This window comes from Micromonospora sp. WMMD967 (genome assembly GCF_029626165.1).
Classification (GTDB): Bacteria; Actinomycetota; Actinomycetes; order Mycobacteriales; family Micromonosporaceae; genus Micromonospora; species Micromonospora taraxaci.
Genome location: NZ_JARUBK010000001.1, coordinates 1,686,904 through 1,710,624, shown reverse-complemented (window position 1 = coordinate 1,710,624; position 23,721 = coordinate 1,686,904). Strand labels below are relative to the sequence as shown.

Here is a 23,721-nt window from a genome sequence, read left to right as displayed (position 1 = left end):
GCGCAGCGTGTGTGCGTCCGCCATCCGTCGGCGTCGGAGGGTCGCCCGTGGTGAGGCTTCGGAGCTGGGCGTGCGACCGGGCGGAATCGTCCGGCGATCAACCGCGGTCGCGTGACGTCGACGGGGCCCGGACTGGTCACCGACCGGAGAGGTGGCGGGAGAGACGTGCCCTCGGCCTGTCTTCGCCGGCTGTTGAGGTGACCGGGAGCGTGCCCTTCACTCCCGGGTGAAAGATAGCATGTTATCGATAACAGGCGGGACGGATCGGGCCCGTGAAAAGGGTTACGACGTCATGAGCAGCGCGGTCTGGTCACCCATTCCGCGGCCACCTTCTGCGGGTCGCCCGTCCGGAACAGCGGAGGCTCGTGCAGCAGGAAGTCGCGGTGGCTGATGTTCCAGGCGTACGCGCCGGCCATGGCGAAGGCCAGCACGTCGCCCACGCCGATCGGCCCGGCGGTGGCCGAGAAGGACAGCACGTCCTTCGGGGTGCAGAGCTGCCCGACGACGGTGACCGGCCCGCCGTCGGTACGCGGGCCGTCGACGTCGTGTCGTCGGTGCACGCTGAACGGCTGCGCGTGGCCCTTCGCCGCCGGGGTGCGCAGGTGGTGGGTCCCACCGGCCACCACCACGAACCATTCGCCGTAGGAGCGCTTCACGTCGACGACCTCGGTGAGGTAGGCCCCGCAGTAGGCGGTGACCGACCGGCCTGGCTCGATGCGCAGCCGCGCGTCCGGGTAGGTGTCGAGGATGTCCGCCAGTGCCCGGCCGTAGCCGACCCAGTCGAATCGGGCTGCCGGGTCGGCGTAGTCGACGGCCATGCCCCCGCCGACGTCGACCTCGGTGGCGCCGACCTCGGTGACGGCCCATCTGACGACGGCGGCGGCGACCGTGCCGGCGAGGGAGGCGTCCAGGCCGCTGGCCAGGTGGGCGTGGATTCCGCGTACGTGGATGCCGGCCGGCGGGCGGCGGGCGCACTCGATCGCGTCGGCCGGGTCCATGCCGAACGGGCTGGGTCCCCCGCCCATGACCAGGCTCGCGCCCGGCGCGGCGACCGGCAGGTTCACCCGCAGCAGCACCTGGGCCGAGGTGCCCGAGGCGGCGGCCAGCGCGCCGAGCCGCCGAAGCTCGGCGGGTGACTCGACGTGGATGCGGCGCACGTCGGCGGCGAGTGCGGCGGCGAGGTCCGCGTCGGTCTTGCCCGGCCCGGCGTACGCGGCGGGGGCCCGGCCCGGCAGCAGCTCGGCCAGCCTCCGAAGCTCGCCTCGGCTCGCGGCCTCGAACCCGTCGACGACCGGGGCGAGGGTACGCAGCACACCGGGATCCGGGTTGGCCTTGACCGCGTAGAGCAGTTCCACCTCCCGAGGCAGCGCCGCCCGGATGGCGCGGGCCTGGGTGGCCAGCGCGTCCAGGTCGTGAACGTAGACGGGTCGCGTCATCGTGGCCCGCCCATCGGATTCGGCACCGGCACGAAGGGCGCGGCTCGGTCCGCGTCACGCCGCCACCGGACCAGGAGGTTCGCCTTGGCGAGCAACGGCTCCCCGTTCAGCAGCGCGCGCAGCTCGGGTGGATCGTCGAGGTCGGTCGCCACCGCTTCGACGACGGTCCGTAGCTCCTGCCACAGCCGCCGTTCGATCCCGGGCCGCGCGTCGGCCAGTGCACCGCAGATGCCACCGAGGTGGTTCACGAACAGGCAGTAGACGATCCGGCGACGGGCGTCCCGAGATCCGTAACGGACCTGCTGTGGGACACCGTCGGGCCAGCCGACCAGCCGGTCGGCGTCGAGCTTCACCCCCTCCAGGTCACGCAACAGCATGCGGACCGGGCGGTGGTCGCGGTCGAGCACGACTACCACGTTCTGCAGGTGCGCCTCGTGCACGACGCCGTGGCGGAGCCAGCACCCCAGCACCGCCGGCACCAGCAACCCGAGGTACGCGCGCCACCATTCCACCGGGTCCGGTGTCACCAGCGGCGCGGCGGCCAACGCCGCCGCCAGCATCGGGGTGTCCCCGGGACGCAGGTGCGGGCGTAGGCCGGTGCGCAGGATCGTCCCGTACGCCTCGTCCGGGCCGGGAACGTCGACGGTGCGGTAGGCGGGTTCGGTGAGCAGCCCGACGCCAGCCGGCATCGGCACCCCTGCCAGCAGGTCGGTCAACGCCACCGCCCCGGTGAGTTCGTAGCGGGCGTTCTTGCGCAGGCAGTTGGTGATCCGCACGTGCAGGCTGGTCTTGACGAACAGGTCGGCCGTCGGGGCGTAGAGAGTGCGGACACTCGCCGTCGGTCGCACCGGCGTACCGGCCTCGCCCAGGTCGCGCAGACGCGGGTGCGTCGGCGGGAGCAGGGACAGCTGCCACGGATGCACCGGCAGGGCGCGGTGCCCGGCCGGGGTTCGCGGCGGATCGAGGGCGGCCACGAGCGCGTCGAACGGTCCGGCCCCGACGACAAGATCGTCGGGTACGGCGAGCCAGTGCAGCCGGAACGACGTCCGCAGCTCCGGCGCGTACGCCCGCCAGCGGTCGGGTTCGCCGCTGCGCCACTTCGGGGTGGGGTGGTGCGGGTGGCCGAAGACCAGCGACTGTTCGGAGTCGACGTACGCGTCGATGGCGGGCTCACCGGTGGGTTCCGGGTTCTCCGCCGGTCGGTCCGCGAGCAGCCGGGCGACGGTGTCCCGGCTGGCCTGGACCTGCTCCACGAACTCGTCGTTGACCAGGGCGGTACGGGTCGTGAGCTCGGCCGCGACCAGGCGCGCCAACCCGTCGGCGTCGAGGTCCGCCCACCGGCCGCTGTCGGTCGTCCGCTGCACCGGGCCGACGTAGCGGTGCGCCCCGAGAGGCGAGTGCCGCGCGACCTCGCAGCGCACAGTGACGTCGAGGTGCGGGAGCAGAAGGTGTGCGGCACCGTCGACCAGAGTGGGTGTGCTGTCCGGCGGGGCCAGCTCGCGGATCAGGCAGCCGAAGACGGCGTGCGCGGCGGCCAGGTCGGCGATCCGGCCGGTGTCGGTGGCCGGCCGGGAGCGCAGCTGGGCGCCCGTCATCGTGTCTCCCGGAGGTAGTTCGGGCCGGTACGCAGGTAGTACTTGTTGATGTCGGCGCAGCCGAGCCGCTGCTTGGGCAGCAGGGTGCCGGCGGTGAGCATCGCCTTGACGGGCAGGTGGGCGGCCCGCAGGACCCGCTCGGTGAAGGTTCGCGCCGCGGGCCCGTCACCCCACCGGTCGCGGGCGGCGGCGAGCCGGGGTGCCAGCGCCTCGGCGGGCGACGGCACGGGCAGCCCTCGGGCGGCCAGCGCGACCAGGGGCGCGGCGGCGGCCAGGTGCAGGGTGATGGTGACGAAGACGTCGGCCAGCTCCTGCGGGTCGCGCGCCCACATCCGGTCGTCGTCGAGGACGAGCCCGCCCGGGCCGCCGTGCCGCGCGTCGAGTCGGGCCCCGTCGTTGTCCTTGTAGAGCAGCCCGACGGTGCCGTCGGGGTGCACCAGCAGGTGGATGTTCTGCGGGTGCGCCTCCAGGGCGATCCCGTGCCGGAGCCAGAGGTGGACGTGCCAGTCGAGCAGCAGGTCCAGGTAGGACTCCAGCAGCGTCAGCGGCTGCTCGGGGCGGATTCGTTGGAGGACAGTTCCCGCGACCGGGTCGGTCGCGGCGAGGGCCGCGACCGGCACCACGTGCACGTCCGCCAGGTCGCGCGGGAATCGGCGCAGGAGGAAGCTGCGCCGCTCGTCCCCGTCGACGTGCGCCCAGGTGCCCTCGTCGGCGTGCCGGATCCGCCCGGCGAAGGTGGGTTCGGCGTCGGCGATCCGGTCGAGCAGCGCGGCGACGGCCGCGCCGTCCGCGAGTGAGCCAGGGCGCAGCGTGCGTCGGTTGCGGGCGCCGAGGCTCGCGGTCGGCAACGACAGCTTGAGATGCAGGTACGGGTCGCGGTCGAGCGCGACGGTCCGCATGGAGAGGGTGGGTCGTACGGTGATCGTCGGCAGGTCCGTCACCGGTAGCGCGTCACGTGTCGCCGTGATCGGATGCACCGGGATCAGGACCCGGTCCGGGCTCTGCGCGGGCGGCCACCAGGACGGGAGTTCGCCGCTGAGCCGGACGTCCTCGGCGGGGGCGGCGTGCCACCGCAGCGTGAGACGTGGGGCGTGTTCCGGGGCGTACCGGAGTAGTTCGTCGTCGTCGAGGCCGTGCCGGCACCGGTCGGTGGGGTAGACCGGGTGACCGTGGTGGGCGGCGAGCACGTCGTCCAGGAGCGCCGCCGGCAGACCGGTCGGGGTGACCGCACGGTCGGCGGCCACCTGGGCGAGCGCCCGTGGCCGGTTGCGGGCGGCGAGCCGCCGGGCCCGCAGGTCGGCGCGACACTCGACGCCGAAGTCCCGCCAGCCGGCCTCGGCGTCGGGACTGTCGCTCGGGGCGAGCAGCGTCAACAGCCCTTCCAGCGTATCCGTGCGCTGGGTGTGGCCGTCACTGTCGAGCAGCAGCACCAACGGCGCGGCACTGCGGAGGGCCTGCTGGAACCCGTCCGCCCGCACCGGAACGCGCAGCACTCCGGCAGGATGCGGCACCTGCCACCAGCCGGGGCCGTCCGGGCCGCCGGTGCTCAGCAGGCCGAGGTGGTCCTCGCGCAGCAGGGCATCGAGCACCCGGGCGAAGAGCTCCCGCTCGCAGTCGTCGGTCACGCGACGATGGTCCAGTGGAGGTCTCTGCGGAAGGCTGCCAGCGACCGCCGCACGGTGCCCTCGTCACCGCCGACGGCGTGCAGTACGGCGAGGTAGTCACGGTTCGTCCCGGTGTGGTCGGCGACGCGGCCCACCTCGCGCAGCGGATGGCAGGCCAGCCGGACGTCACCGTCCACGGCCTCCACCCGCCCCGGTGCGGTGACCAGGCGGCCGGGACGGTCCGCGCAGACGTACTCGACCTGGGCGTACCTGTCGACGGTGGCGGGCAGGTCGAGCGCGGCCAACGGCTCGCCGAGGTGCAAACGGATGACGTGCTCGAACAACGGCACGTCGAGCAGCTCGGCGAGGATCAGGTCCATCCGGTCGCCGATGAGCCGGTAGTTCACCTCGATCAGCCGGACCTGGCCGTCGGAGACGACGTACTCGGTGTGGCAGGCGCCGAATCCCGCCCCCAGCGCGTCGAGGCACGCCCGCAACCGGGCGCTCTCCCGCTCCGCCGGGGGCGACCAGGAAAGGCTCTCCTCGGTGAAGGTCGGCGGCGGCCCGAGGCCGGTACGCCAACCGCCCAGAGAGGCCAGCTCGTTGCCGTCGCCGAGGGTCTCGAAGGTCCGCAACTCGCCGGCGAGGTACTCCTCGACGATCAGGGCCACCTCCGGGCTCCGGCCACGGATCTCGGTGACCCGGGCGACCAGCTCGGCACTGTCGACGACCAGGTACGCGTCCTCGCTGGCCACCCCCGCGCGGGGCTTGACCACAGCCGGGAACATCCCGGCCGGCACCTCCGGCACGGCACCGGGATCGATGGTGACGGTGCGTACCAGGTCAAGCCCGGCAGCCGCGATCGCCCGGCGGGCCGCGGCCTTGTCCTTGCACAGACGGGCGGCGTCGGGGTCCTTGCCGGGCAGGCCGAGCTGGCGGGCGGCGATCGCGGTGGCCTCCTGGAGGTGGTCGCTATTGGACAGTAACGCCACCGGTCGGCTCGGTGCGGTCGCCGCGACCACCGCAGCCGGGTCACGGACCGCGCAGAGCGCCACCGGCACGTCCGCCGGCCACTCGGCGGGCCGGTCGGTCAGCACGGTGGCCGGGAGCCCGAGCGCCGACGCCGCCGGGAGGAGCCCCTCCACCACGGCGTCGGTGGGGTTGAGCGCGGTCAGGTACAGCCGCAACGACGCCTCCGTCGACCGCCGACGGTGGTCACGCCACGGCCTTCACACCGTCCGCCGTCGGCTGCTCCGCCGACTCGGGGGCGGCACCGGGAACGGGCGGAAACCGCCGCTGGTGGGCCAGACCGAGGACGACCCCGGCGACCACCAGCACGATGGCGGCGACCGCCACCGCCGGGTAGCCGACCCGGTCGGCGGCCGCGAGGCCGATGGACGCGGCCACGAACGAGCACACCAGACCGAACGACGACAGGACGGTGAAGTCGGTGCCGCCGGTGTCCGGGCGCGAGTAGTCCATGTTGACCGTGTAGAGCACCACGTTGGCGATCGTGTAGGCCACCATGAAACAGCAGAGCGCGGCGACCGTCGCGCCCAACGGAGCGCGACCGTTCATCAGCGGCAGCAGGAGCAGCGTCGACACCGTGAGGGCCGCGCCGCCGACCACGAGGACGCCGCCGCGCCCGAACCGTCCGATGCCCAGACCGGCGACCAGACCCGCGACGATGGCCGGCGCGCTGATCACCACCCCGGTGACGACGCCGATCCGGCCCAGCGACCATCCGGCGTCGACCAGGGCGGGCGTGACCAGTGCGTACGCCATCCCCGCCCCGACGTAGACGAGCGGCACCACCCCGAACGTCCACCACCGGCAGCCCGGCTGGCCGAACACCGACAGCAGCGCCCGGTAGGCGGTGCCGATCCCGGCCACCCGATCGGTGCGGGGTGGCTCCCGGAACCGCCAGACCACCAGCAGGCCGACCGCCGTCATCGCGGCCAGCAGGCCGATCGCCGGCACCCAGCCGAACTGGTCGTAGACCAGGACGCAGGCTCCGCCGCCGAGCAGGTTGCCGAGGTAGCTCGCGGCGACCTGGATCCCGTTACCGGTCCCCCGGCTCGACTCGGCGAGCATCCGGACCGCGACGGCGTCCACGGCGATGTCCTGCGTGGCGGAGAAGAAGACGTACGCGGCGCAGATCGCGACGATCGGGCCGAGCGCGTCGGCCGGGTCGGAGAACGGCAGCAGCGCCAGCAGAGCGAGCACCAGGGCGCTCTGGAGCACGAGCAGCCAGGACCGGTAGTGACCCCGGTGCCGCGATCCGTAGCGGTCCAGGATCGGCGCCCACAGGAACTTGACGGGCCAGATCAGGCCGACGATCTGCAGCAGGGCCAGGGTGTCCAGCGAGGTGCCGCCGTCGCGCAGGATGGCGGTCAGACCGACGGTGATGAAGCCGACCCCGAGGTACTGCGTGACGTACAGCGCGGTCAGCGTGCCGAGCCGGCCCTTCATGCCGCTTTCCAGTAGCCGAGGGAGGTCACCCGGTCCTTGTCGACTCCCAACGTCCGCCGGATGTGCCGGGTGATGCCACGGGTCGTCGCGGCCTCGCAGGCCACCCAGTAGTGCCCCTCGCCGCCGGTCGGCAGTGCCGCGCAGACCGTGTCGACGAGGTGTTGGCCCCCGTCACGCCGAGGGACCCAGGTGACGTCGTGGTGCGCTCGGGCGCGCGGCGCGAGAGCCTTCTCGCCGTCGTGGGCGTACTCCAGCCAGACCGTCGCCGGGATGTCGGCACCGGCGTCGAGCAGGCTGTTCACGGCGGGCAGGGACGCCGCGTCGCCGACGAGGTAGAGGTGCTCGGGCGCCGGGTCGGGCAGCTCGAACGCGCTGCCCTGGACCGTCGCGGTGATGGTGTCGCCGATCTGGGCGGTGGTGGCCCAGCGGGCGGCGCAGCCGTCGTGGATGGCGAATTCGAGTGTGAAGCGGCCGGTGACCGGGTCGGGGTCGACGAGTGTGTACGCCCGCTGGTGCGCCCGACCGTCGTTGTCGAACCACAGCCGGATCCACATGGTCGGGTGCACCCCGCACGCCTCCAGCAGGCCGCCGCCGTCGAGCAGCAGTCGCTGGTAGTGACCGTCGATCGACTCGGTGCCCAGCACGGTCAACCGAAAGTCCCGGCCGCCCATGGCCTTGAGGACCAGGGCCTCCCAGTTCCGTTTCACGCACCCCTCCAGGTAAGGTCATCCTTGGTTAGGGGAGGTTAACCTAAGTTGCGTCCTGGAAGGAACAGAGGACAGCGCCCGCGATGACGTACCTGGAGAAAGTCGCCGGTCTCGGCGAGCTGTCATTGGTGACCGTGGACCCCGACCGCCACGCCGCACTCCTGCACGGCTGGGTGACCCTTCCCCGTAACTCGTTCTGGGGCATGGGGTCACACACAGTGGACGAGGTGCGCGATATCTACGCCTTCGTGGACAGCCTGCCGACGCACCACGCGTACCTGATCATGGTCGATGCGGAGCCGGTCGGCCTCTTCCAGACCTACCAGCCCGAGGCGGACCCGGTCGGCGAGCGCTACCGCGTCCAGCCCGGCGACGTGGGCATGCACCTGCTGCTCAGCCCGGACCGACGCCTGGCCCGCGGCCTCACCAACGTCGTCGGCCCGGCCCTCGCCCGCTTCCTGTTCCGTGACCCGTCCGCCCAGCGGATCGTGGTCGAGCCGGACGTCCGCAACCACCTCGCGCTACGCCGACTGGAGATCGAGGGGTTCACCTTCGACTCGGAGATCGACATGCCTGACAAGCGGGCCCAGCTCGCGTTCCTGACGCGCGACCGGTTCGAGGCGGACCACCCCGCACCGGCCTGAGCACCCTCAGCGGCGGGCGTCAGCTGTTGGCGCTCCAGAAGCCGATCAGGGTCGCGGTCCACCAGCCCACCTGGGAGACGGTGGCCGCGACGACGCCGGCGAGCAGAGCCGACCAGGGCGGAGGGCCGTCCACGGCGGTGAGTCGGTCCCGGACACGACCGAGGAACAACCCGTTGACGCCCACCGCCAACACCGCGAGCAGCTTGACCCAGACCAGCCCGGACGACGTGTCCGGGCCCAGGGCCGCGCCGCTGACCAGGAGACCCACCAGACCCAGCCAGATGAGCAGGTGCACGCCGCGTGCGGCGGTCAGCACGTTCCCGAGCGACTCCCGGCGGAGCAGCCAGCGGAGGCTGATCCAGTCCACCGTCAGCACCGCGCCGAAGCCCACCACGAGGCAGGTCAGGTGGCAGAAGAGGGCGACCATCCGCCAACCCGGCGAGAGGCTGAGGTGCGGCGCGACAAGGATCGCGAACAACCACCCGGCACTCATCGTCAGGATCGAGGTGACGATCGCGCTCCGCCCGGCGGCGCGGCGATGACCACCCCGCCACCGCGCGGTCGGCCCCGAGGTCGCCGTCGTGACCGCACGCCGTGGCGAGGAGACCTGGGTACGGTGTGCCGCGCGCCGGGCTGGACGGACGACCGGCGACACCTCGGCACGGTGGGCCGCCGGTGGCACCCGGGTCGGGGTACGGACGACGGCGTGCAGGTCAGACACTCAGTCGACCCGCGGAGCGCCGGTCTGGCCGTCCAGAGCGCTCAGCTCGGTGGCCCGTGCCCGCTGGATCCGGCCGGCGAGCGCCTTCAGCTCGGGGCTACCGCCGGCGGTCTGCTCGCCCCGGCACAGCACCACCGTCTGCGCGAGGTGCGCCCGCAGCAGGGCAGCCGCCCGGGACGGCACCTCGGCGTCGGGCCTGGCTCGCAACTCGTCGAGACTGGCAGCGGTGACCATGCCGGGCATCTGGTGCCCCTCGTGGATGTTCAGCTCCGGAACGTTGCCTGCGGCGAGGATCCCGCGCAGGTCCCGCAACTCGGCCTGGTGCGCCTGCCGAAGGTCGTCGAGGAGGGCCCGCAGTGACGGGTCGGCCCCCGTCGGCCGGGTGTCGAGGTGGTCGATCAGCGCGAGCGCACCCTCGTTCATCGGGATCAGCAGCTGGATGAAGGCGTCGTCGGTGCCGTTGAGCACCACGGGCACGGTCGGCACGGCGGCGGGCGAGGCGGCCGCCGTCGGCGGAACGGCAGCCGACCGGTCCGCCGCTCGGTCGGCACTGCCCCAACCCTGGCTGAGGCCGACGGCCAGCGTCGTCGCGACCAGGGTCGCGACGACACCGACGATCCGCCAGACACGGCCGTCGACCCCGGAGCGTCCGGCGGTGACCGGCGACTCCACCGGCGCGGGCCCGCTCAACGGGCGGCCTGGAAGGCGCGGCCGACCGCTGTCGTCTGGGTTCCGCTGCTGAACAACCCGGACCGGTCCTTGTCCGTGGCCGGCAGGCCGAACCACGCGTAGCGCTGCACGTAGGTGAGCTGACCGAGCATGGCGGTGGCCGCCGTGAGGAAGGCCGCCTGCTGTTCCTGGCCGGGGAACTGCGCACCGCCGCCGTCGAAGCGGATCAGGGCGAACTCCGTCAGCCAGATCGGTTTGCGGTACCGCTGGTAGACGGCCTGGAGGTACTGCCGGAGCTGGTCGACCGCTGCGGCGGTCGCGAAGTCGGCACCGAACCAGTGCACGGTGATGAAGTCCACCCGGTGACCGCGGGCCTGGGCGCCGGTCATGAACCGGTCGAGCCAACCCTGCGGATCGGGCGCGCCGACGGCGACCGCCGGGCTGCCCAGTCTGCTGCCCGTCGCCATCAACTGCGGCCACAGGTCGAGTGCCTGCTCGACGGTCATGTTGGCCTGCTCGGGCATGTCCGGCTCGTTGAAGGTGAGCAGATCCGGCCCCGCCGCCTTCGCCCTGGCCAGTTCCGGGGCGGTGACGTTCTCCGCGCTGCGGATCATGGGCACGAACGTGACACCCCTCGGGGTGCTGATCCCCGGGTGCTGGGTGCCCCAGGTGTAGTACCAGCCGGCCTTCGAGGCCGCGAGCGCCTGGCTGGCCCCGGCGAAGTTCCACACTCCGACGCCCTTGCGAGCGGAGCTGACGGCCGGGGCGACCGGGGCCTTCGACGAGGGCCGCGCGCTCGGCGACGGAGCGACGCTCGGCGGGGCGGCGGCGGTCGGCGCCGCGGACGGCGGAGCGGCCCAGGATGGTGCGGACGGATCGTCCGGCAGGATCACGACCGCCATGGTGATGGCCAGGACGGCCGCGGCCACGCCCGCGGCCAGCGATGGGACGAGGCCACGGGGCCGGTTCATCGCGAGGTCGACGACACTGGGCCCGCCGCCCGCGTCGGAGGGTGGGGTCGGCCCGGCACCGGGTGCGGCTGTCGTACTCGGCGGCCCGACGACCTGCGCGGCGGCGGTCGGCGCGGCCGTGCCCGGGAAGTGGGCGGTGAGGCCCGCCGGCAGCGGCAGCATCGGCAGGCCGGCGAGCAACCTGTCGATCGGCAGCAGCGTGGAGCCGAGTTGCCCGCACACCGCGCAGTCACGGACGTGTCGGGCCAGTCGCTTGCGCCACAGCGGGCTGGGCGTGCCGTCCCATTCGGCGGTCACTGCCTGCAGGTCGGGGCAGCCCGGCCGGGCACGCAGCGCGCGTACGACGCCACGGGCGCTCTGGATCTGCTCCTTCATCCGGTGGATCCGCACCGCGACGTGCCCCGGTGACAGTCCGAGCGCGTCGGCGACCTCGTTACGGGCGATCTCGCCGGTCTCCTCCAGCCACCACAGCGACAGCAACTCCTGGTCGTCCGGGTCGAGCCAACGGGTCGCCTCGGCGACCTCCCGCCGCTGGTCGGTGAGGCCGAGCCGCAGGATGGTCATCCCAGCGAAGTCGGAGGCGGGGTCGGGCACGTTGTGGATGGCGTCCAGCCCGGCGTCGCGGTTGAGCGCGACGCGTCGGCGCTGTTCCCAGTCGCGCACCTGACGGATGGCGATCGCCACCAGCCACGATCGGTACGCCGCCGGGTCGTTGAGCGCGGGGAGGTACCTGATGACCCGTACCAACGTCTCCTGGACCACGTCGTCGACGTCGGCGTGACCGCGCAGCGCACGCCCGACGATGTTGTAGACCAGCGGTAGCGAGGCCGCGACGACGTCGTCGAGGGCGCGCTGGTCGCCCTGTCGGGCCGCGACGACCAACCCGGCATCGGGTAGTGCTCGACCGGCTGGCGACATCTGCGTCACTCCTCGTGTGCTCGTCCGCGCGGCGCCCACGCTGCGCGTTGACCGCCCTCAGGATCGGAGACTGGCAGCGTGGGGTCGGATTACAGAATTGTCGGTCCGCCGACGGGCCGAGGACCACCCAGGGCCGTGAGCAGCGGATCGATGGAGACCCGCTCGCAGGGGCATCGTACTTTCGGCTAGTAATTAATAGGTCTTTCGGGTAGCGTTCACGCCATCAAGTGAACGACATGACGCGGTGGTGAGGCCCGTGATCGTGCCTTACGACAGCGCACCCCCGCCCGCACGTGCGCCCCGGTGAGAACCGGTTCGGAGATCCTTTCCGGTCGACCCCGATCGACGGGCCTGCGGGAAGGACCAGCACATGTCCAGCATCGTCGGCACATCGACCAGCACCCTCCTCCGTCAGCGCGGCGGCGACCAGAGCCCGGACGACCTGCTGGCCACCATGGCGGCGACCCCGGCCGACGACCCTCGCCGCCCAGCCCTGCGGGACCACGTCATCGAGGCGTGGTTGCCGCTCGCCCGCCACCTGGCCCGCCGCTACGCCGGGCGAGGCGCCGCCGACGAGGACCTGACCCAGACCGCGTCGGTCGGGCTCATCAAGGCCGTCGACAACTTCGACCCCAGCCGGGGCATCGACTTCACCGGGTACGCCATCCCCACGATCATCGGCGAGATCAAGCGGTACTTCCGCGACCGCACCTGGGCAGTGCGCGTTCCCCGCCGCCTCCAGGAGCTACGTCTGTCGATCAGCGCGGCGAACAGCACGCTGACCCAGACCCTGGGCCGCTCGCCGACGGTGGCCGACATCGCGTCCTACCTCGACCTCTCCGAGGAGACCGTGCTGGAGGGGTTGGAGGGCGCCCGCGCCTACCGGGCCACGTCACTGTCCACCCCGATCGGGGTGGACGGCGACCGGGAACTCTCGGACACCCTCGGCGGCGACGACCACGAGTTCGACCTCGTCGAGATCCGGGTCGCCCTCGGCCCGGCCCTCGCCACGTTGCCGGAGCGGGAACGCGAGATCCTGAGCCTGCGCTTCCACGGCAACCTGACCCAGGCCCAGATCGCCGACCAGATCGGCGTCTCGCAGATGCACGTCTCCCGACTGATCAGTCGATCGCTGGCCACGCTGCGCCGCCACCTGTCCGACGACAGCGCCTCCTGAGATTGCTCAGAGTTGGACGACGCGGCCCACCCGCGGCGGCGTACGGCCCGCGAGCACGTCGAGCCACGCCTCGCGGAGGGCCTCCGGACCCACCCCCACCTGGACGTCGAGCCACCCGCCCACGACGGCGGTGAAGCGTTGCCAGGCCTCGGTGAACCGTCTGTCGAGACCGTCGCGGCCCCAGTCCTGGCTGCGCTTGCGCATCTGGACCGGCGCGAAGAACACCTCCTCGGCGGCGTCGGCGTTCGGTGTCTGGTTGGTGAGCCCTACCGCGATGTCCCGGACGAGCCGGTCGCCGAGGTGCCGGCGCAGGGCGGCACGGGTCGAAGGCGCGCCGGACAGATCGAGGTAGACGGTCGGGACGGCGTCGACAGCGTCGATGTCGTCGTACGAGACGACGTCGTCGTAGCAGCCCAGCGACCGGGTGAAGGCGAGGTTGCCGGGCGACGTGAGCCCGACCAGGCGCGGCCCGCGACCGCGCAGCTCGAACGCGGCGGCGTACGCGGTCTTGCTCGACGCCGACGACACGAGCAGTGACTCGGCACCGTAGAAGTCGTTGTCGACGACCTGGTCGGCCAGCATGAACGAGGTGAAGAACAGCGGCCGGAACAGGATCAGCAGGTCTTCCTGGTCGGGCCGGTACGCCGGGTCCCCGCTGGTCGACCGGTACGCGTTGTACGGCGACGGCAACTCGGCCCGGTGCGGGCTGACGTCGCGGAAGCCGGAGACGTCCACCCGGTCGGGACGTACCAGCAGGTGACCCGCGGGTGGCAGGTATCCGTAGACCCGCTGCCCCACCTCGACGCCGGGAACCGTCGAGTCGACCACCTCGGCGAAACCCCAGAGCGGCGGCAGGCCCCACTGCGGCCCGAGCCCACGGGGAGACGGCGGGAAGAACTCCCAGTAGCGCATCGCGTCGCCGAGCACCGCGTAGGTCACGTTGTTGGCGGTGACTCCGACGCGATCCACCCGCAGTACGGCTTCGCCGTCGGCCGCGACCGGCGCGGCACCGTCGACGAGCGTGGTCTGCCCGAGGTCGTCACGCGTCACCGCGAAGGTCCATGAGTCGGCCATGAGGTGACGCTAGACACGACCACGAAGGGAGACAAGTGCACTGCGAGTGCAAAATCCCACTCGCTCGGTCAGGAGCGTTCGGCGGCCAGGTCGCGCAGGTGCGCCAACGGTAGGTGCGGCGGTCGCCACTCCACGAAGAGAGCCGTGGCGTCGTCCTCCAGCGTGTCGTCCTGGTATCCGACGACGGCGCGTACCAGCCGACGCATCGTCTCCGGGCTGGGCAACTGGTCGTTCAGGGCCCGATTGACGAAGTCGACCAGCCGGTCCAGCCCGAACTGCTCCCCGTCGGCGCTGCGCGCATCGGTGATGCCGTCGGTGTAGCCGAGGATGCGGTCGCCCGGGTGCAGGTCCTCCACGTGCACCCTCGGACGACGGGGTGAGAGGTGGCCCAGGCCGAGCGGCAGCGCGGTCGGCCCCGGAAGCTCGCGAATGGCCTTGCCGTCGCGCAACAGCATCGCGCCGGGGTGACCTGCGTTGATCATGCTCAGGCGGCCCGTCCGGCGGTCCAGCTCGGCGAGCAACCCGGTCGCGAAGAAGTTCGGGTGCTCGGATCGCACCCACCTGTCGATGCTGATCGCCGTGTCCACCAGGCCGAGGCCACTCCGGCGGGCGTTGCGGTACGCGCTGACGACGAGTGAGGCGAGCGTGCTCGCCTTGATGCCGTGCCCACACGTGTCGAAGAGCCCGACGCTGAGCACGTCGTCGTTCAGCGCGTAGTCGAAGATGTCGCCGCCGACGTCGTAACACGGTTCGAGGATGGCGGTGATCACCAGGTCGTCGGTCGCGAAGGTCAGCGGCGGGAGCAGGCCCCACACGATCTCGGCTGCCACCTGCATCGGGAGACGGCGCCGCATCCGCTCGACCACGTCACCGTAGAGCCGGCGGTTGACCAGGATCTGAGCGACGTTGACCGCCACCTCCCACGCGGGGCCGTCCATCGTATCGGTGGCGGCCTCCGGCGAGACGATCTCCAGCACACCCATCCGCTCGCACCCGAGCAACAGGGGGACCCAGATCCGATCGGGGTTGTCGGGCGCGCGCTGGATGTCGAGGGTGGTGAAGGCCCGGCCGGCGAGGGTCGTCTCGACCGACTGCTCGGCTCGGACCAGACCGTTGCCGAGCAGGGGCACGAGGAGAGACTGCGTGTAGTCGGCCAGATAGATGACGATCTCACTGGCGTTGATGGAGGGAGCTGCCCGGGCGACCAGCTGGGACAGCTCGTCCGGCCCACCTCGGGGCGCGTTGAGCTGCAGCCAACGCACCACTTCGCCGACGTCGGCCACGCCCACCTCCCCCGTGTCGTACCCCACCGTAGGAGCACGGTGGCGTCCCTGTCACCGGCGGTCGACCCGGTCGCGGCGAACAGCGCGACAGCCCGTCGCCTGCCGACAGTAGCCGTGGCGGCGCGGGCTGCCGCACCAGCGCCCTCGACAGGCACTCGGGTCAGGGTTCGAGCACCACCTTGCCGGCCCGGCTGCGGGTCTCGGCGAACACCAGTGCGCTGGAGACCTCGCCGAGCGGGTACCGGGCGGCGATCTGCGGCACGATCACTCCCTGCCGCAGCAGGTCGAGCACGATGCCGAGGTCGCCGCGCAGACGACGCCGGAACGAGGCGCGTCGAGTGAGGCTGCCGGCCCAGAAGTTGTAAAAGCCGGCCCGGTGGCCGTTCGGCAACGCGTTCCAGGTGTAGAGGCGGGTCAGCAGCTTCACGAAGACCCACAGCACCGACTGGCCGGTGCCCACCGCGGCGGCGTTGCCGTAGACGACCAGCTTGCCGCCGGGGGCGAGCAGGCCGTAGGAAGTGCGGACACCGGGCCCGGCGACCGGGTCGAAGACCGCGTCGACGCCGCCCAGCGACAACTCACGGACCCGTGCGGCCAGGTCCGGATCGCGGTAGTCGAGTGGTTCGACGCCGAGGTCGCGCAGGTCTGCGTGGTGCCGCGCGGCGGCGGTGCCGATGACCCGCAGGCCGAGGTGGCGGCCGAGTTGGACGAGCACGGTTCCGACGCCACCGTTCGCGCCGTGCACGAGGATGGTCTGCCCGGCCCGCAGGTCTGCGCCGCGCAGCATCTGCCAGGCGGTCACCCCGTTGACCACCACGGTCTCGGCCTCGGCGGGATCGAGATCCACCGGTACGGGGGTCAGGACGTCGACGTCGACGAGCGCGTGGGTGGCCCAGGCGCCGGTCTTGGTGACCGCCGCCACCCGGGTGCCGACCAGTGAGTCGTCACCTCCGGGGCCGACGGCCCGGATCGTGCCGACGAGGTCGTAGCCGGGAACGAACGGGAACTTCGGCTGGCCGGGGTAGAGGGCCCGGCGCATCTGCTGCTCGGCGAACGAGATGCCGGTGGCCTCGACCTGGACGAGGGCCTGCCCCCGAGCAGGTACGGGCATGGCGCGTCGGTGCAGCTGGAGCCCGTCAGGCTCGACCACGCCGGGCAGCACCACTTCGGTGATCGTCGTGTCGGTGGTCATCGGCTTCTCCTCTTGTTTGTAAGTGTGCACTCACACACTTCTGAAATCCGAAAAACGGGCCGCCAGCGCGGCCCACTGTCGAGCGTCGGATCAGGGGTGACGGATGCCGGCGGTCAGAGCGCGAGCCCACGGCTCCGGCACCTGCTCCAAACCTGCGGTCACGATCAGGTGGCAGAGCTGCCCGTACGCGAAGAACTGCTGCACCTGCGCGTCGCTGGCACCGGCCCGGTCCTGCACGAAGGTCGCGACCCGGCGGTAGCCGGCGCGGACCGCCTCGGCGATCTCGGGGATGTCCGTGACGGCCTGCGCCTGGACCTGGAAGAGCAGCAGATCTCGGTCGGCGATCAGCTCGGCGTAGGCACCGCCCATCGCGTCGAGCACCTCCTCCGGGCTGCCACCCGCGGCGCGCTCCGCCCCCGCCTCGATCGCCGTGGCGATCCGTTCGAAGCACGCACCGGCAGCCGCCACGAACAACCCGAGCTTGCCGGAGAAGAGCCGGAACACGTACGCCTCGGAGATGCCCGCGGCGGCGGCCACGGCGGTGACCGGCGTGGCGTGGAAGCCGGTGCGCGCGAACGCCGACACGGCGGCGTTCAGGACGGTGACCCGGCGGGCCTCGGCGGTCGATCGCATGTTTGTAAGTGTGCACTCACAAACAACGACTCGTCAAGCCCGTGCTCAGGCGCGTTGCGCAGGAGCGGCCGGGGTGTCCTCGACGGCCGCGCTCACTCCAGCGGGTAGAGACGGGCCGGATCGCCGGGCCGGAGGCTGTCCGGGACGTCGTCGGCCCTGCTGGCGGCGATCGAGCCGAGCAGGGCCAACGAGCGCGCCGACTCCGTACCGGGCTCGGCGTGGTAGATCACCAGCAGCTGCCCGTCGGCGCCGGCGACCGCCAACTTGTCGCAGTACAGGTCGAGGTCCCCCACCTCCGGATGGTGGAGTCGGCTGACCACGCCCTCGCGGCGACGTACCTCGTGGCGTGCCCACAACCGGCGAAAGCACTCACTCTTGATCGACAACTCCCCCACCAGCGCGGCCAGCCGCGGGTCGTCCGCGTCTCCGGCCGAGTCGGCACGCATCTGCCCCACCACGCTCTGCATCGCCTGCCGCCAGTCCCGGAACAGGTTCTGCTCGGCCTCGTCCAGGAACACCGCGCGGAGCCGGTTGGCCCCCGGGGCGAGATTCGGCGACAGCGCCCTCGCCATCGGGTTCGAGGCCAAGATGTCGAGATAGCGGTTCTGCACGAACGCCGGCATGGAAAGCTGCCGCACCAGGTGCAGGATGCTGGCCGGCACCCGCTCGGCGGACGGCCGGGCCGCCCGACGCGAACGCACCCGGGTCAGCCCGATCATGTACGCGGTCGCCTCCGGCTCCAACCGCAGCACCCCGGCGAGCGCATCGAGCACCTGCACCGAGGGGTGCCTTTCGCGCCCCTGCTCCAACCGCAGGTAGTAGTCGGCGCTGATGCCCGCCAGCATCGCCACCTCCTCGCGCCGCAGCCCCGGCACCCGACGCAGACCCACGCCCGGACCGAGCCCGACATCCTCGGGTCGAATCTGCTCCCGACGGGCACGCAGGAAGTCGCCGAGCTGGTTGGTCGCGTCCATGTCCTCGACGGTAGGCCGCTTCGCCGACCGGTGACTGGTCGTGTCACTACCAGGAACAACTCGCCCTGCCGGCCGAACGGCCGCCGACGCACAGTCGCAGCTATCCACTGCGATGACGGATCGAGGACGACATGAGCGAGAACCTTCCCGGCGGCCCGCTGACCCTGGCCGACGGCCTCACAGTGAGCCGGATGGGTTACGGGGCGATGCAGTTGGCCGGCCCCGGGGTCTTCGGCCCTCCCCGCGACCGTGAGCAGGCGCTCGCGGTGCTCCGTGAGGCCGTCGACCTGGGTGTCCGGCACATCGACACGAGCGACTTCTACGGCCCGGTGGTGGTCAACGAACTGATCCGGGAGGCGCTGCACCCGTACCCCGAAGATCTGCACCTGGTCACCAAGGTCGGCGCGCGGCGCGGCGACGACGGCTCCTGGATCCCGGCCCTGGAGCCGGCGGACCTGAAGGTCCAGGTCCAGAACAACCTCCGGCACCTCGGCCTGGACGTCCTCGACGTCGTCAACCTGCGGGTGGGCATGTCGGAGAGCACCACTGACGCGCCCCTCGGTGAGCAGTTCGCCGCGCTGGCGGAACTACGGCAGCAGGGCCTGATCCGGCACCTCGGGCTCAGCGGCGTCACGCTGAACCAGCTCACCGAGGCCCAGGCCATCGCACCGGTGGTGACTGTGCAGAACCTCTACAACCTCGCCAACCGCCGGGATGACGCCCTGGTCGACAGGTGCGCGGCGGAGAACATCGCGTTCGCTGCGTTCTTTCCGCTCGGTGGGTTCACGCCGTTGCAGTCCGACACGCTCGACGGCGTTGCCGCCCGAGTGGGTGCCTCGCCGCAGCAGGTCGCCCTGGCCTGGCTGCTCCAGCGCTCCCCGACCACCGTGCTGATCCCCGGCACGTCGAGCGTGGCGCACCTGCGGGAGAACATCGCCGCCGCCGATCTGAAGCTGCCGGCCGACGCGATCGAGGAACTGGACGCGGTCGCCGCCTAGCCGGTTCTAGGGCCTGTTTCATAAGGGCGGTCGAGCCGAGGCGGAGTCCGGGCGGCCATCCGGCAAGGCGCGGTTTCGTCCGGATACCGGTGTTGTATCCGGACGAAACCGCAACGCCGCCGGGCGTCGTCCGGGCCCGCCGCAGGCCGGCCAGTTCTTATGAAACAGGCCCTAGTGTTCGTGGGGCCGGTTGCGGATCACGGCGAGCGCGAGCACGGCGGTCACCAGGAAGACGATGCCGTTGATCCGCAGGCCCGCCTGGACACCAGAAATCAGCGCCTCGGCCAGCGCCGACCGGACCGGATCGGGCAGTGGCTGGTCGCCGGTGGCGCCAGCGGCCACCGCCGCCTGCACGGCCGTCCGGGTCGGCTCACCCACCTGGTGGGCGGCGAGCCGGTCCGGGAGGTCGGCCAGCATCGTGGTGGTGAGCAGCGTCCCCAGCAGCGACGAGCCGATCACCGAGCCCACCTGGCGGGCGGCGTTGACCGCGCCGGAGGCCATGCCCGCCTGAGCGGGTGCGACGCTGGCCAACGCCGCCGCCGTGGCCGGGGCCACCACCAGCGCGCTGGCTGCGCCGAACAGCGCGAGCAGTGGCCAACGCTGGCCGAACGAGGTCGTCGGACCCTGAGCGGCCAGCCCGAAGCTGGCCACGGCACCGAGGACGAGACCGGCGGTGAGGGGCGCCTTGAATCCGGTACGGCGGATCAGCCGCCCGGCGCCGAAGGCCGCAGCCGCGTAGACGCCGAACAGCGCCAGCATCCGCCAGCCGGTGTCCAGCGGGCTGAGTGCCTGCGCACGCTCGTGGAACAGGACCAGCAGGATGGCCACGCCCGTGAAGCCGAACAACGACACCGCGGCGACGACCATGACGGCGCTGAACGAACCGGACCGGAACAGCCGTACGTCGAGCATCGGCGCGCTGGTGCGCAACTCGACCAGCACGAACCCGACGAGCGCCACGGCCGCCACCACCCAGGCGGCCACCATCGCCGGGCTGGTGTAGCCGTCCTTGCCGCCCTGGATCATCGCGTAGACGGCGGCGGCTATGGCGACGGTGCCGAGCAGCAGGCCGGGTACGTCGAGTCGGGCGGCACTCGGCCGGGACTCCGCCACTCCGATGGCGGCGACGACGAGCGTGACCACACCCAGCACGATCGTCGACAGGTAGACGCTGTGCCACTGGTAGTGCTGCAGCAGCGCGCCGGCGATGAGCGGGCCGACCGCGAGGCCGATGCCGGAAGCCGCGGACCACGCGGTGATGACCTCGGTTCGCCGGTGCGGGTCGGTGAAGGTCGCGCCGAGGATCGCGAGGCTGTTGGGCAGGATCAGGGCCCCGCCGAGGCCGGCGACCAACTGCCCGACGATCACCCAGGCAGCGGTGGGGGCACCGGCCACCACGGCGCCGCCAACGATCATGGCGATGACGCCGGTGCCGAACATGCGCCGCCGTCCGTAGCGGTTGCCCAGCGTGGCGGCGGACAGCACCATGCTCGCCACGACGAGGGTGTAGGCGCTGGGGATCCAGATCACGGTGGTGGGGTCGATCCGAAGGTCACGCTGGATGGTCGTCAGGGCGGAAACGGTCGCGGTGATCTGCAGGAACGTGATCATCGCGCCCAGACACGTGGCGATCAGGGTCATCGTGCGAGAGCCGCGGAGCGACGGCCGCGCGATGGCTGGCGTGGCCGCGATCGGGGCCGTGGTGTTGGTGGTCACTGGCGTCCTCGGTGCTGGTCGGGCTGACTTGCATCTGCATAAGCCAGCAGCGTCCCAGTGAAGCACCTGGCTAGTGCCGACGCAAGTCAGGTAGGCTGAACCACATGGAAGACCTACGGGAAGATCGCGACTCCTGGTCGACTGCGAACTGCTCGGTGGCCCGGGCGATGGACATCGTGGGCAGCAGGTCGACCGTCCTGATCATGCGTGAGGCACTGCTCGGCACACGCCGCTTCGACGACTTCGTCCGGCGGGTCGGCGTGGGCGAGCCCGCCATGGCCGCCCGCCTCAAGGAGATGGTCGCCGCCAACCTGCTCGAACGGATCCCCTACCGGGAGCCGGGGCAGCGCACCCGCCACGAGTACCAACTTACCCGCAAGGGCCGCGAACTCCTGCCCGTGATCACCGCACTGCGCAACTGGGGCGACACCTGGGCCGCCGACGAGGCCGGTCCGTCCGTCACCTCCACCCACCACGACTGTGGAGAGCCGATACGCGCGGTGCTCCGCTGCGCAGCAGGGCACGAGGTGGAAAGCAGCGACATCGACGTCAACGCCGGACCCGGAGCAATCCGACGCGTCTGACGCGGCGGCCCACCCTGCGGCGGCCATCAGGGTGAGCGACGCCCCGGCCTCCGCCAGCAGTCCCAGCCGCGCGACTGCTACCAGTAGGCAACCAATCGGGCGGCCGCCGCCTCGACCACTGCCACCACGCATCGATCTTGACGACTGAGTTTTGTCGTACACCTGTTCTAGTCTCTGGTCATGGTCGAGGAGTTGGCGCAGGCAGACGACGCGGTCGCTGCCTGCGTCGACGCCGCCGCCTGGTCCCTGCCGGAGCACGACCTGATCGCCGCGCTCGACGCCGCGCACCGCCTTCAGCAACGCCTCGCCGCCGTCACCCTGACCCTGGTCCGCGAGATCGACGGCCGCGGCACCGCCCGCGCCCACGGCGCCTCCACCACCGCCGTGTGGCTACGCGAACGCCTGCGCATGACCGTTCCTGCCGCCCGCCGCCTGGTCGACCTCGCCACCGCCCTGGACACCGGCCACCCTGGCATCCGGCACGCGCTGGCCGATGGTGCCATCAGCCTGGACCAGGCCCGCGTCATCGCCGACACTGCCACCACCGTGCACAGGACAGCTGATGCCGAAACCGCCGACAAGGCGGTCGGCGTGCTCGTCGAGTGGGCGGGGCAGTTCGACCCCACCATGCTGCGTCGCATGGGCACCCGGATCCTCGACCACGTCGCCCCCGACCTCGCCGACGCCGCCGCAGCAGCCGCCCTCGCCGCCGACGACGCCCGCGCCACCCGCGACCGACACCTCACCCTCTCCACGCAAACCGACGGTCGCCTGCGACTCACCGGCATCCTCGACGCCGAGACCGCCGGCCTGCTGCGCGCCGCCATCGACCCACTCACCGCACCCACCGGCCCAGACGACACACGATCGTCCGGGCAACGCCGCCACGACGCCCTCGCCGACATCTGCCGACTCGCCCTCCGCACCGGCGAGCTGCCCGACAACGGCGGCGACCCCGCCCAGATCGTCGTCACCACCAGCTACGACGCCCTGACCCAGCAACTGGGCTCCGGCGCGCTCGACGTCGGCCTGCAGCTCACCCCCGACACCGTGCGCCGGCTGGCCTGCGACGCTGCCATCCTGCCCGCCGTCCTCGGCGGCGCCGGCCAGGTCCTCGACGTCGGTCGACAACGCCGACTCCTCACCGGCCCAATGCGAAGGGCGCTGGTGCTACGCGACGGCGGATGCGCCTTTCCCGGCTGCGACCGCCCACCCCGCTGGTGCGCCGCCCACCACATCCGCCACTGGGCCGACGGCGGCCCCACCAACCTCACCAACTCCGTCCTGCTCTGCGGCCACCACCACCGACACATCCACCACAGCAAGTGGACAATCCGCCTCGGCGACGACGGCAAACCGGAGTTCGTGCCACCGGCCTGGCTCGACCCCGACCAACTTCCCCGCCGCAACCACTACCACCGACGGACGTAGGCCGCTCGGCGACCGCCGGAGCCCCGAGACCGACGGCCAGCTCGGCAGGCCAGCGCAGCCGCACAGTCGAGGGCGTCAGGATGCCCTCGAGCGCCAGGCGCGGACCAGTGCTGGCACGTCGGCGTAACGAGCGGTGGGCATCTCTCTGGTTGCCCGTTCCACGACCCGGCGCTGCTCGCTGTTGCCCCGCCAGCCCTTCGCAGAGTCGAGAAGGTGGTGCAGGGTGCGGCCGAGCAGGTGCACTGTGGTCCGCTCGTCGATCACCGCGCCACTGACGAACTCCTCCGGCGCCATGTAGCGGCGAGAGCCGGGAAGGCGGTCAGCGTCGAGCACGAACGGCCCGGGCCGGTACTCGTCGAGGTCGATCAGGCGCATCCGACCGGTGGAGAAGTCGTACAGGAAGCAGCCGTCGTAGAGGTCGACAGCGACGAACCCGGCGGCGCTGACGGCGAGATGGGCGTCGAGGATCGCGTCGAGCGCCGCCTCCACCTGTGACACTGGCAGTTGCTGGAAACGGGCCAGCCCTCTGCGGTCGGCACCGTGGGCCGTGGCGTGGTTCAGGACGTCACCGTCGTACCAGGGGTAGACGAGCGTCGGACCGGCCGGCCCGTGGGTTGTCCGCACTGGACGAACGATCACCGGGTGGCGGATCGCGGCGTGCACCGCACAGGCACGGTCCAGCGACGCGCGGCCCGTGGCCGTGGTGGCTGTCTTGACGAACCAGCGCTGGCCCGCCTCTTCGACGCCGTAGGAGCGACACCCGGAGCCTTGGGCATCGAAGACGACGAAGGCCGCCTCGATCGACGGCACTGACATCCGACGCATCCCCACCGCGAATCAGCTCCCAAATGACGCGCAAAGTACCCGTTGTGTTACGAGATTGTTTCCGACGTTACGGCCAGGTTGCGGGTGCTTCTCGATG

General features: G+C 71.8%; 21 protein-coding genes. 5 read left to right on the top strand and 16 right to left on the bottom strand.

Going from position 1 to position 23,721, the window contains the following annotated elements:
- Positions 1-290: 290 nt before the first annotated feature.
- From O7631_RS08085 to O7631_RS08060, 6 genes are read right to left on the bottom strand one after another with little or no spacing between them, the layout of a single operon-like run.
- The gene (locus O7631_RS08085) at positions 291-1,436 is read right to left on the bottom strand and encodes an alanine racemase (RefSeq protein ID WP_278143705.1); all 1,146 of its coding nucleotides are present in this window, start codon (positions 1,434-1,436) and stop codon (positions 291-293) included.
- Positions 1,433-3,031, bottom strand: coding sequence for an IucA/IucC family protein (locus O7631_RS08080; protein ID WP_278143704.1), 1,599 nt, complete (start codon positions 3,029-3,031; stop codon positions 1,433-1,435). Before O7631_RS08080 ends, O7631_RS08085 begins: the two co-directional genes overlap by 4 nt.
- Positions 3,028-4,656, bottom strand: coding sequence for an IucA/IucC family siderophore biosynthesis protein (locus tag O7631_RS08075; RefSeq protein ID WP_278143703.1), 1,629 nt, complete (start codon positions 4,654-4,656; stop codon positions 3,028-3,030). The genes O7631_RS08080 and O7631_RS08075 overlap by 4 nt, the downstream gene beginning before the upstream one ends.
- On the bottom strand, positions 4,653-5,822 hold the full coding sequence (locus O7631_RS08070) for a siderophore biosynthesis protein (RefSeq protein ID WP_278143702.1): 1,170 nt from the start codon (positions 5,820-5,822) through the stop codon (positions 4,653-4,655). Before O7631_RS08070 ends, O7631_RS08075 begins: the two co-directional genes overlap by 4 nt.
- Before the next feature lie 28 nt (positions 5,823-5,850).
- Positions 5,851-7,107: an MFS transporter gene (locus O7631_RS08065; RefSeq protein ID WP_278143701.1), complete on the bottom strand. Its 1,257-nt coding sequence runs from the start codon at positions 7,105-7,107 to the stop codon at positions 5,851-5,853.
- Positions 7,104-7,814, bottom strand: a complete 711-nt coding sequence (locus O7631_RS08060) for a siderophore-interacting protein (RefSeq protein ID WP_278143700.1) — start codon at positions 7,812-7,814, stop codon at positions 7,104-7,106. Before O7631_RS08060 ends, O7631_RS08065 begins: the two co-directional genes overlap by 4 nt.
- 83 nt (positions 7,815-7,897) lie before the next feature.
- Here O7631_RS08060 and O7631_RS08055 point away from each other — a divergent pair, with 83 nt between their 5' ends.
- Positions 7,898-8,458, top strand: a complete 561-nt coding sequence (locus O7631_RS08055; protein WP_278143699.1) for a GNAT family N-acetyltransferase — start codon at positions 7,898-7,900, stop codon at positions 8,456-8,458.
- A 19-nt stretch (positions 8,459-8,477) separates the two neighbouring features.
- Here the strand turns inward: O7631_RS08055 and O7631_RS08050 are convergent, their stop codons facing one another.
- Genes O7631_RS08050 through O7631_RS08040 form a run of 3 tightly spaced genes read right to left on the bottom strand, consistent with a single transcriptional unit; the run spans position 8,478 to position 11,737 of the window.
- Positions 8,478-9,179: a hypothetical protein gene (locus O7631_RS08050; protein WP_278143698.1), complete on the bottom strand. Its 702-nt coding sequence runs from the start codon at positions 9,177-9,179 to the stop codon at positions 8,478-8,480.
- Positions 9,180-9,869, bottom strand: coding sequence for a DUF305 domain-containing protein (locus O7631_RS08045; protein ID WP_278143697.1), 690 nt, complete (start codon positions 9,867-9,869; stop codon positions 9,180-9,182).
- Positions 9,866-11,737 (bottom strand): sigma-70 family RNA polymerase sigma factor, encoded by a 1,872-nt coding sequence (locus O7631_RS08040; protein WP_278143696.1) that lies wholly within the window; start codon positions 11,735-11,737, stop codon positions 9,866-9,868. Before O7631_RS08040 ends, O7631_RS08045 begins: the two co-directional genes overlap by 4 nt.
- A 370-nt stretch (positions 11,738-12,107) precedes the next feature.
- Between O7631_RS08040 and O7631_RS08035 the strand changes: the two genes are divergently transcribed.
- A complete protein-coding gene (locus O7631_RS08035; protein WP_278143695.1) occupies positions 12,108-12,914 on the top strand; it encodes an RNA polymerase sigma factor SigF in 807 nt (268 codons plus the stop codon).
- A gap of 6 nt (positions 12,915-12,920) precedes the next feature.
- On the opposite strand, the gene O7631_RS08030 is transcribed toward O7631_RS08035, so the two are convergent.
- The 5 genes from O7631_RS08030 to O7631_RS08010 all read right to left on the bottom strand — a co-directional run bounded on the left by O7631_RS08030 (position 12,921) and on the right by O7631_RS08010 (position 18,070).
- Positions 12,921-13,988, bottom strand: a complete 1,068-nt coding sequence (locus tag O7631_RS08030) for a DUF2855 family protein (RefSeq protein WP_278143693.1) — start codon at positions 13,986-13,988, stop codon at positions 12,921-12,923.
- A gap of 68 nt (positions 13,989-14,056) precedes the next feature.
- On the bottom strand, positions 14,057-15,298 hold the full coding sequence (locus O7631_RS08025) for a PP2C family protein-serine/threonine phosphatase (RefSeq protein WP_278143692.1): 1,242 nt from the start codon (positions 15,296-15,298) through the stop codon (positions 14,057-14,059).
- A 133-nt stretch (positions 15,299-15,431) separates the two neighbouring features.
- Complete coding sequence (locus O7631_RS08020; protein WP_278143691.1) at positions 15,432-16,463, bottom strand: medium chain dehydrogenase/reductase family protein; 1,032 nt, start codon at positions 16,461-16,463, stop codon at positions 15,432-15,434.
- A gap of 90 nt (positions 16,464-16,553) precedes the next feature.
- Positions 16,554-17,096, bottom strand: a complete 543-nt coding sequence (locus O7631_RS08015; RefSeq protein WP_278143690.1) for a TetR/AcrR family transcriptional regulator — start codon at positions 17,094-17,096, stop codon at positions 16,554-16,556.
- 92 nt (positions 17,097-17,188) lie between these two features.
- Positions 17,189-18,070: a helix-turn-helix transcriptional regulator gene (locus O7631_RS08010; protein ID WP_278143689.1), complete on the bottom strand. Its 882-nt coding sequence runs from the start codon at positions 18,068-18,070 to the stop codon at positions 17,189-17,191.
- A gap of 131 nt (positions 18,071-18,201) precedes the next feature.
- Here O7631_RS08010 and O7631_RS08005 point away from each other — a divergent pair, with 131 nt between their 5' ends.
- Entirely contained in the window at positions 18,202-19,068 is an 867-nt protein-coding gene (locus O7631_RS08005; RefSeq protein WP_278143688.1) for an oxidoreductase, read from the top strand.
- 171 nt (positions 19,069-19,239) lie between these two features.
- Here the strand turns inward: O7631_RS08005 and O7631_RS08000 are convergent, their stop codons facing one another.
- Positions 19,240-20,784 carry an MFS transporter gene (locus O7631_RS08000; RefSeq protein WP_278143687.1) on the bottom strand — a complete coding sequence of 515 codons (1,545 nt, stop codon included), beginning with the start codon at positions 20,782-20,784 and terminating at the stop codon, positions 19,240-19,242.
- 104 nt (positions 20,785-20,888) lie between these two features.
- Here O7631_RS08000 and O7631_RS07995 point away from each other — a divergent pair, with 104 nt between their 5' ends.
- Positions 20,889-21,368, top strand: coding sequence for a helix-turn-helix domain-containing protein (locus O7631_RS07995; RefSeq protein WP_278143686.1), 480 nt, complete (start codon positions 20,889-20,891; stop codon positions 21,366-21,368).
- A 180-nt stretch (positions 21,369-21,548) separates the two neighbouring features.
- Complete coding sequence (locus tag O7631_RS07990) at positions 21,549-22,799, top strand: HNH endonuclease signature motif containing protein (RefSeq protein WP_278143685.1); 1,251 nt, start codon at positions 21,549-21,551, stop codon at positions 22,797-22,799.
- Positions 22,800-22,874: 75 nt separating this feature from the next.
- Here O7631_RS07990 and O7631_RS07985 read toward each other — a convergent pair whose 3' ends face one another.
- Positions 22,875-23,615, bottom strand: coding sequence for a serine/threonine protein kinase (locus tag O7631_RS07985; protein ID WP_278143684.1), 741 nt, complete (start codon positions 23,613-23,615; stop codon positions 22,875-22,877).
- Positions 23,616-23,721: the final 106 nt, after the last annotated feature.

Bases quoted from the DNA above. Each gene is read 5' to 3' on its own strand.
- O7631_RS08085 (WP_278143705.1), bottom strand. From the start codon at position 1,436: ATGACGCGACCCGTCTACGTTCACGACCTGGACGCGCTGGCCACCCAG.
- O7631_RS08080 (WP_278143704.1), bottom strand. From the start codon at position 3,031: ATGACGGGCGCCCAGCTGCGCTCCCGGCCGGCCACCGACACCGGCCGG.
- O7631_RS08065 (WP_278143701.1), bottom strand. From the start codon at position 7,107: ATGAAGGGCCGGCTCGGCACGCTGACCGCGCTGTACGTCACGCAGTAC.
- O7631_RS08055 (WP_278143699.1), top strand. From the start codon at position 7,898: ATGACGTACCTGGAGAAAGTCGCCGGTCTCGGCGAGCTGTCATTGGTG.
- O7631_RS08040 (WP_278143696.1), bottom strand. From the start codon at position 11,737: ATGTCGCCAGCCGGTCGAGCACTACCCGATGCCGGGTTGGTCGTCGCG.
- O7631_RS08035 (WP_278143695.1), top strand. From the start codon at position 12,108: ATGTCCAGCATCGTCGGCACATCGACCAGCACCCTCCTCCGTCAGCGC.
- O7631_RS08030 (WP_278143693.1), bottom strand. From the start codon at position 13,988: ATGGCCGACTCATGGACCTTCGCGGTGACGCGTGACGACCTCGGGCAG.
- O7631_RS08020 (WP_278143691.1), bottom strand. From the start codon at position 16,463: ATGACCACCGACACGACGATCACCGAAGTGGTGCTGCCCGGCGTGGTC.
- O7631_RS08015 (WP_278143690.1), bottom strand. From the start codon at position 17,096: ATGCGATCGACCGCCGAGGCCCGCCGGGTCACCGTCCTGAACGCCGCC.
- O7631_RS08010 (WP_278143689.1), bottom strand. From the start codon at position 18,070: ATGGACGCGACCAACCAGCTCGGCGACTTCCTGCGTGCCCGTCGGGAG.
- O7631_RS08005 (WP_278143688.1), top strand. From the start codon at position 18,202: ATGAGCGAGAACCTTCCCGGCGGCCCGCTGACCCTGGCCGACGGCCTC.
- O7631_RS07995 (WP_278143686.1), top strand. From the start codon at position 20,889: ATGGAAGACCTACGGGAAGATCGCGACTCCTGGTCGACTGCGAACTGC.
- O7631_RS07990 (WP_278143685.1), top strand. From the start codon at position 21,549: ATGGTCGAGGAGTTGGCGCAGGCAGACGACGCGGTCGCTGCCTGCGTC.
- O7631_RS07985 (WP_278143684.1), bottom strand. From the start codon at position 23,615: ATGTCAGTGCCGTCGATCGAGGCGGCCTTCGTCGTCTTCGATGCCCAA.